Below are 12002 nucleotides of genomic sequence, written 5' to 3'. Positions count from 1 at the left end.
TATGATCAAGACTCAAGAGTGATAGGCGTCTCGTGTCGCTGATCAGGAGTGGTTGTGACCGCATCCGATGTTGCTACTCAGTTGATTGCCGCCCAGCGCCGGGCTGCCCGTCTGCGCAATGCCTTAATGACGGTAGGCGCTTTTTTTGCTGCTGCGCGCCAATCTGACCCGTTGCCGATGTTGCGCGATCTGTGCGGTGAGTGGTTGCTGGCCGATAAAGTTGAAATTATTGTTCCCGCCGGAACTGGCAGTTTGCAAGCACACGCGCCGACCATGTTGGTTGGCCCGATCATGATTGGCCGGCGAGTGGTGGGGCGGATTGAAGTCACCCGATCGACGCCGCCGTTTGATAGTGATGATCGTGAGTTGTTGACGGCGTTGGGCCAGATTGTCGGCGTTGTGCTTGAGCAATCGTCGTTGCAAGGCCAGCTTGACCAGTATCTCAACCAAGCCCGCGCCCATGCCGACACGCTCGATCAGTTGCTACAGTTTGGCCGCATGGTGACTAGCGCCACGACCGATCCGCTCCATTTGGGTTTGCAATTAGCGACACAGGTGCCAGCAATGGTGGGAGGCGAACGGGCATCATTGCTCTTGCTCCCGCTCGATAACAGCGCCGCACCGATGTTGTTGTTGAGCAACGGCCATGTTGCTACGCCTGAGCGCGCGCGCGAAGTGCGCGAGCACGGCTTTGCCGGTTTTGTCCTGCGCGAAGGGCAGCCATTGATTATTGATGAAACCGATGCTGACCGGCGTTGGCTCTCGTTGCGGATGCGTGAGTATGATGCGCCGACGCGGTGCGCGATGGCGGCTCCGTTGCGGTGGGGGCCGCGCTTGCTCGGCGCATTAACTGTGACCACGACCCAGAGCCGCCAGTTCGATAGCTCCCATCTTAACTTGTTAGAATTGGTGGCTTGCCATATCTCGCTGGCGATTTATGCGGCTGATCTCGAAACGCGCCGCAAGCAGAGCGCCAAACTCCTCAACGACATTGAAGCGCGGATGAGCGCTGCGTTGGTCGCTGCCCGCGCTGGTGATGCCCAAGCGTTTGACCAGCTCGAAATGCAACTGGCTCGCTTGCGTGACGTGCAACAGCTCCTTTCCCTCAATATGGCGATACCGCCGGCATCGTAGCGGCATCGTACTGCGGGCGTAGGGGCATAGCGACGCGGGCGTAGGGGCATAGCAACGCTATGCCCCTACGCCCGCTAACGGTTATTCGTCAGGATTACCGTACTCGTTGATGTCCGCTGGGTTGGGATCGATGAAGCTGAGATTGGGCGGCGTCACGGGGTTGTTATCGAGGCCGATTTGCGGCACTGGTTGCGGATTGGCGATCGTGTCGGCGGTTTGGGTTAAGGTAAACGTGGCAATGACCAATTGTTGGCTAACCGCTCCCTGCGCCGTCAACTGGTAGAATCCGACCGGCAGCCGCTCATCGAGGAAGAGCTCAACCAAAAACTGGCCGGCCACCGGATCGGCAAAGGTTGAGGGAAAGCCGCGCACCGAGCCATCGGGCATGGTCAGCCATAGATCCACCCGCTCGCCGGGGAAGAAGAGATCGCCGTTGGCGTAGAAGATCGAGCGTTGTGGCGCTTCGGCACCAAATGGCACCACGACCGCAAGCCGGGCCGGGCCGCGTTGGGTGACAGGCCGCGACTTGAGCTCGAAGTGGGCAAAGACGCGAAAGCCGCTGGTATTGCCGAGCGCCGTTACGGTGTAGCGCCCCACCGGATTCTTCCCCTCAAACTGAAACGATGTTGATACCGCTCCGCTTGGCGTCGCTTGCACGACCTGCTGGCCGGGCGGGAAGTTAATGACGGTGCCATCGGGGGCGGTCAGCCAAAACGAGACCAACTCGCCACCCAAGAAATTGCGCCCGTCGACCTCAAGAATTTGTCCTTGCTGAAGGACATTCGTCTCTTGCCCGTTCAAGGTTGTCCGCAGGGTGGCGTTGCCGGTCGGGCCGGGTCGTCCGCCGGGAATGACGACGAAGAAGGCCGAGGCTGTGTGAGCGCCACCCACACTTAGCCCGCGCCCGGTAAGGCGATAACAACCGTAGGGCCATGTGCCCGGAATGGTAATGTTGAGCGAGAGTTGGCCGGCGTTGTTGGTGAAGCGGGCGAATTGCACGTTCGTGGGCATGTCGATTACACCATCGAGAAATTGGGCGGCACTGACCGTAAAAATGCGCCCATCAGGGAAGGTGATGTCAACCTCGATGGGTTCCGGCCCAAATGGCGGTTCAAGCACACGGTAGTAGTCGAAACGAGCGAGCAAGGTTTGGGTTTGGAAGATAGCCGGCGCCGGTGCGCCGGTGGCTGCGCATTGGGCTTGCCCCTGCGGCGTAAAGATCTCGACGGTGGCGCGTGATGCAGCAGCGCCGTAGGTGAACAAGGCCAGCACAAGGGCGAGGGCCGTGCCGAAACCGACAGCGAACAGCGAACGCAACGAAAGGCGTCTCATCGTGTCCCCCCTGTCTTATTTTGAACCTGAGACATGCCTGATAGGACAATGAAACTGTACGCCGGATTGCGTTTAACGAACAATCTGCATAGATTACGCAATAGTTACAGAGGATGTATCCTTAGAAAGAGCTTGCCCAATGCAGGCGAGGAATGCGGGCAGATTGCTAGAAAAGCAACCGGAAAGACGATAGTGGGGTTAGAGGTATCAGCGAACACGAACGATAGTAAACTGGCGGGGCAATGGTTGCCATCGCCCCGCCGCCATCCTGCCTTCACCCTTGTTCAGAGCGTTGCAATTCTTCGACCCGCTGCAATTGCACATACAGCGGCGGCACGCCGAACAACGCCCGTTCCCAATCAGTCACACGCGGGTTGACTTCACCTAGCGACCAGCGTCCTCCCATGCGGATGATCTGGGTGCCGAAGTGTTGTGGCCGGCCCAATTCGATCAACAACCGATCCCACGCCATTGCGCGTAATGTCCATGCGCGTTCGTCACCCAATTCGGTGGCGCGGCGGGCAAACCGGTGGGCGTGGTGAAAATCGGCCACCGATTCGCCGCAGATCATGACTAAACCGGCGAGGAAGCAGGCGCGATCGTCGGTGATGAAACCTTGCGCTTCAAGTTCGAGCACCCGATCGCAACGCCGGCGACGCTCGGCTGAGGTAGCGCCCTTCGATTGGCCGTCGATGGCTTCACTCGCCAGCCGGCTCAGTTCAGTGAGCGGATCTTCCGGGGTTAGCTCGTCATCCGGATCCATCTATGCACTCCTTCCGGTTTATTCAATCGTTGGGCAGCGCGGAAGTGGTGGTAGCATGCGTGTTATGATCAGTGTACCACATTCTCTTGGTTGCGCACCGCCGGCAGAGCGCGATCCAGTGCATGCGGCGATCGGGGAGGCGTGGCCGGCGGTAGACTTCCAGCGGTTGCCGGCTGCCGCAGTGCCCGCAATGCCCGCCAGCGCGCAGGTAGGCGGCCCAGATCAAGGGCAGGGGGAGGTGATCAAGCAAGAGATGGAAGGTGATGCCAAGCGCGAACGGGCGGAGCTGCGGGTAACGCTGGGCCAGCATCCACAGCGGGGGCAAGACGAGGAGGGGCCGGTGCAACCACGAGCGGAGCGAGCCATAGCGCGGCCGGTTGTCACCGTGACGAGGCAGCCGGTTGCGATAGCGGTTGTACACCAATGCGCCGCTGATGCTCCAATCACCAGTGCGGCAGACGTACAGCGCGAGATGATCGAGATCGATCAGCACGCCGCCGGCGATCAGGAGCGCGGCGGCGACCGGTTGGCGCGGGTACAAGCCGGCAGCCAGCATGCTCGAGTACAAGAGATGTTCACGAAGATTCATGCAGGTTCCAAGTGCTCAAGCGCCTCGATCACCGGCTGGAAGGTATAGCGATGGATGGGTGACGGGCCGTGGTGCGCCAAGGCGCGGCGATGCGCGGCAGTGCCGTACCCTTTATGCACGGCAAAGCCATAAGCCGGGTAACAGTGATCAGCGGTGTGCATCAGCCGGTCGCGGGTGACTTTGGCGATGATCGAGGCGGCGGCAATCGAGAGCGAACGGGCATCGCCACGCACCAACGATTCTTGGGGCAGGCGAATACCGGGGAGGTGTTCGGCATCGATCAACAGCGCATCAACCGGGCAGGGCAACGCGAGCAGGGCCTGCGTCATCGCAAGGCGGGTCGCGGGCAGAATGCCGTAGGCGTCGATGAGGAAGGCCGGCACGATGCCGACCCCGATGCCTTGGGCGTAGGTTTGGACGGTGGCAAACGCGCGTTCGCGGGCTACGGCGCTTAACTGCTTCGAGTCGTTGACTGCCGCCAAGAGGTGCGGCTGCTCGTAGACAATGGGCGCTAACACCACCGCGGCAGCCACTACCGGCCCGGCCCAACAGCCACGTCCGGCTTCGTCAATCCCGGCCAGCGCCGGATAGCCGCGCGCACGCAGGGTCTGTTCAACGCTCAGATCCGGACTCATGCGGCCTCCCAGTCAGCACAAGGACACTGCTGTGACCAATGGTCACGCGCTGCACGCGCAGGCGAACATCGCCAAACGTGATGCTCTCTGGCAGATCGCGCGGGTTGCGCCCCAGCCAGATCAGGCGATAGATTACATCAATCAACCGCCCATACCCTCCTTCCAGCCGCCCGCCATCAACAATGACCAATTGGCCGTCGGGCGCTAGCACCCGCCGGATTTCGGCGTGGGTCGCCGGATCAAGGATGTATTCGGCGGGGAAGGTGGCGCAGACTGTATCGAAACTGGCATCGGCAAACGGCAGGCGGCGGGCATCGGCGCGCACGAGCCGGTTGGTGAACCGCGCGGCGCGACGCAGCATCGCGGGTGAGGCGTCGAGACCGGCGACGCCGGGCCGGGCCGCCAAGGCCCGCTGGAGGTAGCCGGGCCCGCAGCCGAGTTCCAACACACGCCCACGCAGCGCGGGCAGGGCGGCCAGCACCCAGCGTTGCCAGTAGCCGCCCGATACGAGCCACGCGATCAGATCGTAACTCCACGCGAATTCGTGGTAGAGACGCTGGAAAAGCCAGCGGATGAGGCGCTGGTAGAGTGAGATCATAGGATGCGTACTCTGGCGTTGCAAGGTTTCAGCAGGCGGCAGTGAAACTGCCGCACTCCATACACCCTGCTGCCGGTCATGCGAGATGGCTGCTGCTATCGTTATACCATAATCTCGGAACCGCACGGCGGGGCGAGCAAGCTATGCCGCCCCTTCCGTCTGCCGTTGCAGGGCGGACAGCACATCGGTCTGGAAGGGGTACGAAGCCCGCTGTGCGGGTTGATGCCCCCACCCCTTGCCCCTCCCCCGCTGGGGGAGGGGTGATGAGGAGCGCAGCACGGGTCTGTACGGCATTGCGCAGCGATCACCGGTTGTACTTGGTCACTTGTTCGGTCCGTTCCTCAACCCGCGCGCACGAGAGATACCCGCTCAGGTATGCGCTCCGCTGAAGTGGGAGATTGCTTCGGTCGGGCGGCCCCGCGCTGCGCTGGGGCCGCCACTCCCTCGCAATGACAAACGGGGTGGGTATGGCCCTCACCCTAGCCTTCGCCCGCTGGGGTTCACGGGCGGACAGCACATCGGTCTGGAAGGGGTACGAAGCCCGCTGTGCGGGTTGATGCCCCCACCCCTTGCCCCTCCCCCGCTGGGGGAGGGGTGATGAGGAGCGCAGCACGGGTCTGTACGGCATTGCGCAGCGATCACCGGTTGTACTCAATCAAACGTTCTGTCCGCCAACGGTTGTCATCGACCACATGCGCTGTCCGCCCCTCAACCGCCCGCAGGTGGTATAATTGCGCGTGAGAGGGTTCGCACATCGCGTAGGAAAGGACGAGCTATGACCGGCGAGAGCGCCGCAGACCTGATTCAGGCCGATCACGACTATCTGTTGCAGAGTTATGTGCGCGCCGATTTCGTTATCGAACGCGGCGAGGGTGTTTATCTCTACGACAGCGAGGGCCGGCGTTATCTCGATTTTGTGGCCGGGATTGCCGTCAATGCGCTGGGGTACGGCGATCGGGATGTGCTGAACGCGATCAACGAGCAGGCGGCGCGCCTGATCCACGTGTCAAACCTCTACCACACCCGCCCGGCGGTCGAGTTGGCCGCGTTGCTGGTACAGAGCAGTCCGGCGTTCAACAAGGCCTTCTTCTGCAACAGCGGGGCCGAGGCGATTGAAGGGGCGATTAAATTTGCCCGCCGCTATGCACGGGCCCATTTCGGCGAAGGCAAAACGACGATTGTTGCGTTTGACGGCAGCTTCCATGGGCGCACGATGGGGGCGGTGGCGATTACGGCCCGCGAGAAGTACCGTGAGCCGTTTATGCCGGTGATGCCGGGAGTGCGCTTCGCCCGCTATAACGATTTAGCGTCGTTGGCTGCGACGATGGGGCACGATGTCTGCGCGGTCGTGCTAGAGCCGGTACAGGGCGAAGGGGGCTTGCGCGCCGCCGAGGCTGAGTTTGTGCGCGGTGCGCGCGAGTTGTGCCGGCAGTATGGCGCCTTGCTCATCTTTGATGAGATTCAGTGCGGGATGGGCCGCACCGGTACGGTTTGGGCCCACGAACAGCTTGGCGTGCAACCGGATCTGATGACAGTGGCCAAGCCGCTGGCCGGCGGTCTGCCGATCGGGGCGATCCTGATGGGCCAGCACGTGGCCGATGCGATCCAACCCGGCGACCATGGCACCACCTTCGGCGGCAATCCGTTGGCGACCGCGGTAGGCGCGACGGTCTTCCGCAAGATTAGCGATCCGGCCTTTCTGGCCCACGTGCAGCAGGTCAGCAATTATCTCGATGAGGCGTTGCACGATCTGGCCGCCGAGCAACCCGATGTGGTGCTTGAATTGCGCGGGCGCGGTTTGATGCGCGGCGTGCGGATTGCCGGCTCGGCGGGTGCGGTGCGCGAAGCGGCCCATCGCCATGGGTTGTTGGTGGCAACCGCCGGGGAAGACGTGATCCGGCTCTTGCCGCCGTTGATTATCGAACCGCAGCACGTTGATGAGGCAATCGCCGGCTTGCGCGCAGCGTTGCGGGCCTGAGGGCGCGGCTGAACGCAGCGAGGTTGGGGGATAGGAGGCCGGTTGCATTGCTGCAGCAGGAATAGACCGGCGTGATGTGTGCAATCCAACAGGGAGAAGAACAATGCCTGTGCTTGCCTTGATCGGCGCTCAGTGGGGTGATGAGGGCAAAGGCCATCTGGTTGATCTGTTGGCCGCTCGCGCCCGCTTGGTGATCCGCTACGGCGGCGGCAATAACGCCGGCCATACCGTGGTCAACCATCTGGGCACGTTTAAATTACATCTGGTTCCCTCCGGCATCTTCGATCCGGGGATTGTGAATGTGATTGGCCCCGGTGTTGTGATTAATCCTGAGGTGCTGATCAAAGAGATTGAAGACCTCGAGGCGCGGGGTGTTTCGACTTCCAAGCTGTTCATCAGCGATCGTGCCCACGTGATCATGCCCTATCACATTCAGCTCGATCAGTTGCAGGAAGAGGCGCGCGGCGAGGGGCGCATCGGCACCACCGGGCGCGGGATTGGGCCGGCGTATGCCGATAAGATGAGCCGTTCCGGCATCCGGATGGGCGATTTGCTGCACGAAGAGACGTTGCTCAACCGGTTGCGCACCGTGCTCGAAGAGAAGAACCGGATTTTGACCAAGCTCTACAATGCCCGCCCGCTCTCGCTGCACGATACCTACTTGACCTATCTCGAATATGGCCGGCGGTTGGCCAATCACATTACCGATGTCCATCCCATCATTCACCGGGCGCTCGACAAAGATTTGCCGGTGTTGCTGGAAGGGGCGCAGGGCGCGTTGCTCGATATTGATCACGGCACCTACCCCTTCGTGACCTCATCGCCTCCCGGCGCTGCCGGCGCATGCCAAGGCAGCGGGATTGGCCCCACCCGGATCAATTCGGTGATCGGGGTGGTGAAGGCTTATACCACCCGCGTCGGCGAAGGGCCGTTCCCGACCGAAGTTGATGGGCCGGTGGCCGATGCGTTGCGCCAGATTGGCACGCCGTGGGCCGAAGTCGGTACGACCACTGGCCGGTTGCGCCGGGTGGGGTGGTTTGATGCGGTCATGGCTCGTTATGCGGCGCAGGTGAACGGAATCGATACCTTGGCGATTACGAAACTCGATGTGCTGGATGGGATCGAGACGCTAAAAATTTGTACTGGCTATAAACTTAATGACACGGTGCTCGAGTATCCGCCGACCACAACCGCCATTTTGGCGCAGGTCGAGCCGGTGTACGAAGAGCTGCCGGGTTGGACGGAATCGACGCGCAACGTGCGCCGGTTTGCCGATTTGCCCGATGCGGCGCAAGCCTATGTGGCCCGCATCTGCCAATTGGTCGGCGCGCGGCTAGGGATTGTGTCGGTTGGCCCCGGACGTGATCAGACGATTATGGTCGCGGATGTGTTTTGATTGGGTTACGTGTACCTTCAGCTTATGGGGTCAGGCGGGGTGGTGCGCCGTTCGATGCCGTCACAGCGGCCCATCCGGCTGGCGTGCCGATGTCGAGCGCACTGCCCTGCGGAAATATCACCCCGTCAACGCGCAATCCGCGTGCAATCGCTGCTTGAAACACAACGCCGATATGCAACTCGACGCGGTTAGGTTCCTGCTGCCTAGCAAGCCGGTCGGCTGCCACCACCTCGGCAAGCACGTCTGTTACCGTTGGCGACCAGATCGCGGCCATCCACGTCCACTGCAAATGCGTTTGGGCAGGTTTAATCTCGATAGCCGTCACTCGCCGCTGGTCGCCAGCCAGTGCCACCATGTCGGCGGTTTGGGGGGTGGGGCAGGGAAAGAGACCAAGCGTGAGATCGGGTTGGTGGGCCGTGTGATGGGCAACTAAGGTGGCGTAGACATCATCAGGCACCAGAATGACATCAGGCAAGCCGAGGGCAACCGTCTCGCCGGCAAGAAATGGCAGCGCCGCCGCAAGGGTATAAGCGGCGCCGTGCGGTTCATGCACCGTGAGATATGCCAGATTCGGCCCGAAAGCGCGTCCATCGCCTAAATAGGCGGGAATATCCCATTTGCCCGGTCGCACCACGATCAACGCGCGTTCGATACTGGCGCGTTGCCATTGAGCGAGCAGATAGGTGATGACCGGACGCGGGCGCATACCATCGGGAGTAACGAACGCGCCAACCGGCAAAAGCTCTTTGCTGCACGGCAAGGGGCCAAGTCGTGTTGCCATCCCGCCTGCCGGAATGAGACCGATCATAGCGATGCCTTGCAATTGCTGGCGCAAACGCGCCTCATGTCAAGCACTGCCGGATCTCACCATTGGTAATAGCCAAGCGCCACGTAGAGCAAGACCCCAAGGCAGAGGTACGCGCCGTAGGGCAGATATTCCGGCGTCGCGCGGCCAAGCCGGCGGGCAATGAGGATGCCGGCGGCGACCAAGCCGGCCATAAAGATGCCGTAGATAAGGGCCGGGCCGAGGTGGCGCAAGCCGAGCGCCGCGCCGATAAAGATGGCGAGGTAGACATCACCCAACCCAAACGGGGCCGATTTGCTGGGAAACAGCACCAGCGCCAGCAAGTAGAGAAACAGGAACCCCACCCCGCCGATCAACCCGCCCAAAAGCAATTCGCGCCATCCCGCACCGGCAAACGACCCCCAGATAAAGGCGATCAGCGCCCCACCCAGAATGACAACGGTGTAGATCCAGCGGTAGAGCCAATCAACCACGCCGGTGACGATCAAGACCGCGCCGACAAAGGCCAGATATGGGAAGAGCGGGCCAAATCCGTAGAGGTCGTACAACCGCCACAACCAGATGGCGCTGCCAATTTCGACCAGCGGGTAGATGATCGGGAGCGGGCGGCCATCGGCAGCCTTGCCGCGTTGCAAGACCCACCCTAGCACTGGCAGCAACTGCCACCATTGCAGCGGTTGGCCGGTACGAATACAACGCGGCCAGCCGAGCAAGCGTTCCTCGCGGGGCAGGCGGATAATCAGCACATTGAGCAAACTTCCCAGCACCAGACCAACAACAACGACGAGCAGCTCGATCATGGCCCGTGCTCCACCCCAAACGCGGCTTGCCACATGATTGCCCGCGGCGCTGGACGGCCCGTCCAGCGTTCAAAGGCGAGGGATCCCTGTTCAACCAACATCCCGCGGCCATCACGCACCCGCGCGCCGCGAGCGGCGGCAGCGCGCAAGAGGGCTGTCTCGCGGTAGACCATATCGTAGACCAGACATTGCGGGCCGACCGGCGGATCAGGCAGCGGGGTTTCGTCGTCGCGCCAACCCAAGGCGGTGGCGTTGATCAGCAGGGTACAGGCCGCAATAGCCTCGGCGACGGCTGGATCGGCCAGCGCCAACGCGCGCGCGCGCAACGCCGGTTGGTTGGCGGCGGCAGCGGCGGCGAGATCGACCGCGCGCATCAAGCTGCGGTTGATGATAGTGAGATCAGCGATGCCGGCATCGGCCAGTGCGAACGCAGCGGCGCGCGCTGCCCCCGACGCGCCGAGAATCACCGCCTCTTGCCCGGCGGGTGACCATTCGGCGGCGGCCAGATCGGCCAACAATCCCGGCGCATCGGTATTAGTTCCCAGCAGCCGGCCATCAGGTTGGCGCACGATGGTATTGACCGCGCCGATGCGGGCTGCCAGCGGGTCAAGCTCATCGAGCAGCGGCATCACCGCCTGCTTGTGCGGCAAGGTGACATTTGCGCCAAGGAACTGCGGTTGGCGCAGCTCGGCGATGCGGGCCGGCAGGTCAGCGGCAGTCGTCTGCACGGCGCGGTAGCGGGCAGCAATGCCGAGCGCCGCCAGCGCCGCGTTGTGCATCGCTGGCGAACGGGAATGGGCCACCGGATCGCCGATCAAAATAATTTCAGCCGTTAGGGTCGATTCTGTTGGCACGCCAACCACTCCGCTTCATAAGCGCGAAACTCTTCGATCGTCGTCGCGAACTTATGCGAACCGTCGAGTTCGCAACTCGCGACAAAGAACAGATACGGCGATGACTCATCCGGTTGGGCTGCCGCAGTGAGGGCGGCAAGGCCGGGAGCGGCGATGGGCCCCGGCGGCAGTCCCGGCGTGATGCGCGTATTATACGGGCTTTGGATCGCCAAATCGGTCACGGTTAAGTTACGCTTCCACCATGTGCCTTCAGTGGCGTCGTAGCCGATCGCATACTGGACGGTGGCGTCAGCGCCGAGCAAGCCGCCGCCGAACGTCGGGGCATACTGGGGCTTGAGCCGGTTCCAGAAGACGGCGCTGATCTGGGGCATCTCGCTGAGCAAAGCCGCTTCGCGTTGAATAATCGAAGCCATGGTCACAATCTGATGCACCGTCACCCCCGGCACGCGCACCGATCGCTCGATGGTGCTGTACTGTTCAACAAAGCGATCGAGCAGCTTGCGCACGATCGTCTCGGCGTCAGCCGAGGGAGCAAAGCGATAGGTGTCGGGGAAGAGATAGCCTTCGAGCGTCGCGCCTGCCGGCAAGCTATTGAGCAAGAAATAATCGGCGCGGAAGCGGTCGCCATCGCGGGCCACGGCCAAAAATTCGCTCTCGCTGGCCAGACCGGCGGCGGCAATAATGTTGGCAATCTCTTCGAGGCGCAGCCCTTCGGGGATCGTAATCTGAATATCGTTGACGACGCGCCCGCTCTGCAAGACGATCAGAATCTCGCTCATCGTCATGGTCGGGCTCAGCACATAGCGCCCGGCCTGTATCTGTTGATCAAGACCGCGCCAACGCACCAGCGCCCGAAAGAGGGCCGGTTGGCGGATCAGACCGGCCTCGCCGAGCCGGGTGGCGATGTCGTTGGCCGTTTCGCCGGGGGCGACGACAAACTCAACCGGTGTGCCGGATGTGGCCGGCGTCGCGCGCAATTCGCTGAGGAAGATATAGCCGGCGCAGGAAACTACCAACGCCAGCAGCGAAAGGCCGAGTAACAGTGCGCGGACATGCCGCATTGCGCTAACCTCCCTTGCGCCGCAGGGGGCGCAGTGTATGCAATGGTGCGGTACGGG

Annotated in this window: 12 protein-coding genes; 3 read left to right on the top strand and 9 right to left on the bottom strand. The window is 62.1% G+C overall.

What is annotated here, in order from left to right:
* Positions 1-54: 54 nt before the first annotated feature.
* Positions 55-1134: a GAF domain-containing protein gene (locus A6A03_RS09680; RefSeq protein WP_066787104.1), complete on the top strand. Its 1080-nt coding sequence runs from the start codon at positions 55-57 to the stop codon at positions 1132-1134.
* A gap of 81 nt (positions 1135-1215) precedes the next feature.
* On the opposite strand, the gene A6A03_RS09675 is transcribed toward A6A03_RS09680, so the two are convergent.
* The 5 genes from A6A03_RS09675 to A6A03_RS09655 all read right to left on the bottom strand — a co-directional run bounded on the left by A6A03_RS09675 (position 1216) and on the right by A6A03_RS09655 (position 5051).
* Positions 1216-2466 carry a hypothetical protein gene (locus A6A03_RS09675; protein ID WP_066787100.1) on the bottom strand — a complete coding sequence of 417 codons (1251 nt, stop codon included), beginning with the start codon at positions 2464-2466 and terminating at the stop codon, positions 1216-1218.
* A 274-nt stretch (positions 2467-2740) separates the two neighbouring features.
* A complete protein-coding gene (locus A6A03_RS09670; RefSeq protein ID WP_066787098.1) occupies positions 2741-3229 on the bottom strand; it encodes a hypothetical protein in 489 nt (162 codons plus the stop codon).
* Positions 3230-3251: 22 nt separating this feature from the next.
* Complete coding sequence (locus tag A6A03_RS09665) at positions 3252-3818, bottom strand: hypothetical protein (protein WP_066787096.1); 567 nt, start codon at positions 3816-3818, stop codon at positions 3252-3254.
* On the bottom strand, positions 3815-4453 hold the full coding sequence (locus A6A03_RS09660; RefSeq protein WP_066787095.1) for a ribonuclease HII: 639 nt from the start codon (positions 4451-4453) through the stop codon (positions 3815-3817). The genes A6A03_RS09665 and A6A03_RS09660 overlap by 4 nt, the downstream gene beginning before the upstream one ends.
* Positions 4431-5051: a class I SAM-dependent methyltransferase gene (locus A6A03_RS09655; RefSeq protein ID WP_066787091.1), complete on the bottom strand. Its 621-nt coding sequence runs from the start codon at positions 5049-5051 to the stop codon at positions 4431-4433. Before A6A03_RS09655 ends, A6A03_RS09660 begins: the two co-directional genes overlap by 23 nt.
* Positions 5052-5826: 775 nt before the next feature.
* On the opposite strand from A6A03_RS09655, the gene A6A03_RS09650 reads away from it, so the two are divergent.
* Together A6A03_RS09650 and A6A03_RS09645 are read left to right on the top strand one after the other, a co-directional pair.
* Positions 5827-7029 carry an aspartate aminotransferase family protein gene (locus A6A03_RS09650; RefSeq protein ID WP_066787090.1) on the top strand — a complete coding sequence of 401 codons (1203 nt, stop codon included), beginning with the start codon at positions 5827-5829 and terminating at the stop codon, positions 7027-7029.
* A gap of 103 nt (positions 7030-7132) precedes the next feature.
* The gene (locus A6A03_RS09645; protein WP_066787088.1) at positions 7133-8425 is read left to right on the top strand and encodes an adenylosuccinate synthase; all 1293 of its coding nucleotides are present in this window, start codon (positions 7133-7135) and stop codon (positions 8423-8425) included.
* 22 nt (positions 8426-8447) lie between these two features.
* On the opposite strand, the gene A6A03_RS09640 is transcribed toward A6A03_RS09645, so the two are convergent.
* The 4 genes from A6A03_RS09640 to mltG are packed head-to-tail and all read right to left on the bottom strand — an operon-like array spanning position 8448 to position 11945.
* Positions 8448-9260 (bottom strand): nucleotidyltransferase family protein, encoded by an 813-nt coding sequence (locus A6A03_RS09640; RefSeq protein ID WP_245668933.1) that lies wholly within the window; start codon positions 9258-9260, stop codon positions 8448-8450.
* Positions 9261-9289: 29 nt separating this feature from the next.
* Entirely contained in the window at positions 9290-10030 is a 741-nt protein-coding gene (locus A6A03_RS09635) for a prepilin peptidase (protein WP_066787082.1), read from the bottom strand.
* The gene (gene aroE / locus A6A03_RS09630) at positions 10027-10884 is read right to left on the bottom strand and encodes a shikimate dehydrogenase (RefSeq protein ID WP_066787191.1); all 858 of its coding nucleotides are present in this window, start codon (positions 10882-10884) and stop codon (positions 10027-10029) included. Before aroE ends, A6A03_RS09635 begins: the two co-directional genes overlap by 4 nt.
* On the bottom strand, positions 10863-11945 hold the full coding sequence (gene mltG, locus A6A03_RS09625) for an endolytic transglycosylase MltG (RefSeq protein ID WP_066787079.1): 1083 nt from the start codon (positions 11943-11945) through the stop codon (positions 10863-10865). The genes aroE and mltG overlap by 22 nt, the downstream gene beginning before the upstream one ends.
* Positions 11946-12002: the final 57 nt, after the last annotated feature.

Origin of the sequence: Chloroflexus islandicus (assembly GCF_001650695.1) — a bacterium.
Classification (GTDB): domain Bacteria; phylum Chloroflexota; class Chloroflexia; order Chloroflexales; family Chloroflexaceae; genus Chloroflexus; species Chloroflexus islandicus.
This window is presented reverse-complemented; position numbering and strand designations above follow the sequence as displayed.

Bases quoted from the DNA above. Each gene is read 5' to 3' on its own strand.
- A6A03_RS09675 (WP_066787100.1), bottom strand. From the start codon at position 2,466: ATGAGACGCCTTTCGTTGCGTTCGCTGTTCGCTGTCGGTTTCGGCACG.
- A6A03_RS09670 (WP_066787098.1), bottom strand. From the start codon at position 3,229: ATGGATCCGGATGACGAGCTAACCCCGGAAGATCCGCTCACTGAACTG.
- A6A03_RS09665 (WP_066787096.1), bottom strand. From the start codon at position 3,818: ATGAATCTTCGTGAACATCTCTTGTACTCGAGCATGCTGGCTGCCGGC.
- A6A03_RS09660 (WP_066787095.1), bottom strand. From the start codon at position 4,453: ATGAGTCCGGATCTGAGCGTTGAACAGACCCTGCGTGCGCGCGGCTAT.
- A6A03_RS09655 (WP_066787091.1), bottom strand. From the start codon at position 5,051: ATGATCTCACTCTACCAGCGCCTCATCCGCTGGCTTTTCCAGCGTCTC.
- A6A03_RS09650 (WP_066787090.1), top strand. From the start codon at position 5,827: ATGACCGGCGAGAGCGCCGCAGACCTGATTCAGGCCGATCACGACTAT.
- A6A03_RS09645 (WP_066787088.1), top strand. From the start codon at position 7,133: ATGCCTGTGCTTGCCTTGATCGGCGCTCAGTGGGGTGATGAGGGCAAA.
- A6A03_RS09635 (WP_066787082.1), bottom strand. From the start codon at position 10,030: ATGATCGAGCTGCTCGTCGTTGTTGTTGGTCTGGTGCTGGGAAGTTTG.
- mltG (WP_066787079.1), bottom strand. From the start codon at position 11,945: ATGCGGCATGTCCGCGCACTGTTACTCGGCCTTTCGCTGCTGGCGTTG.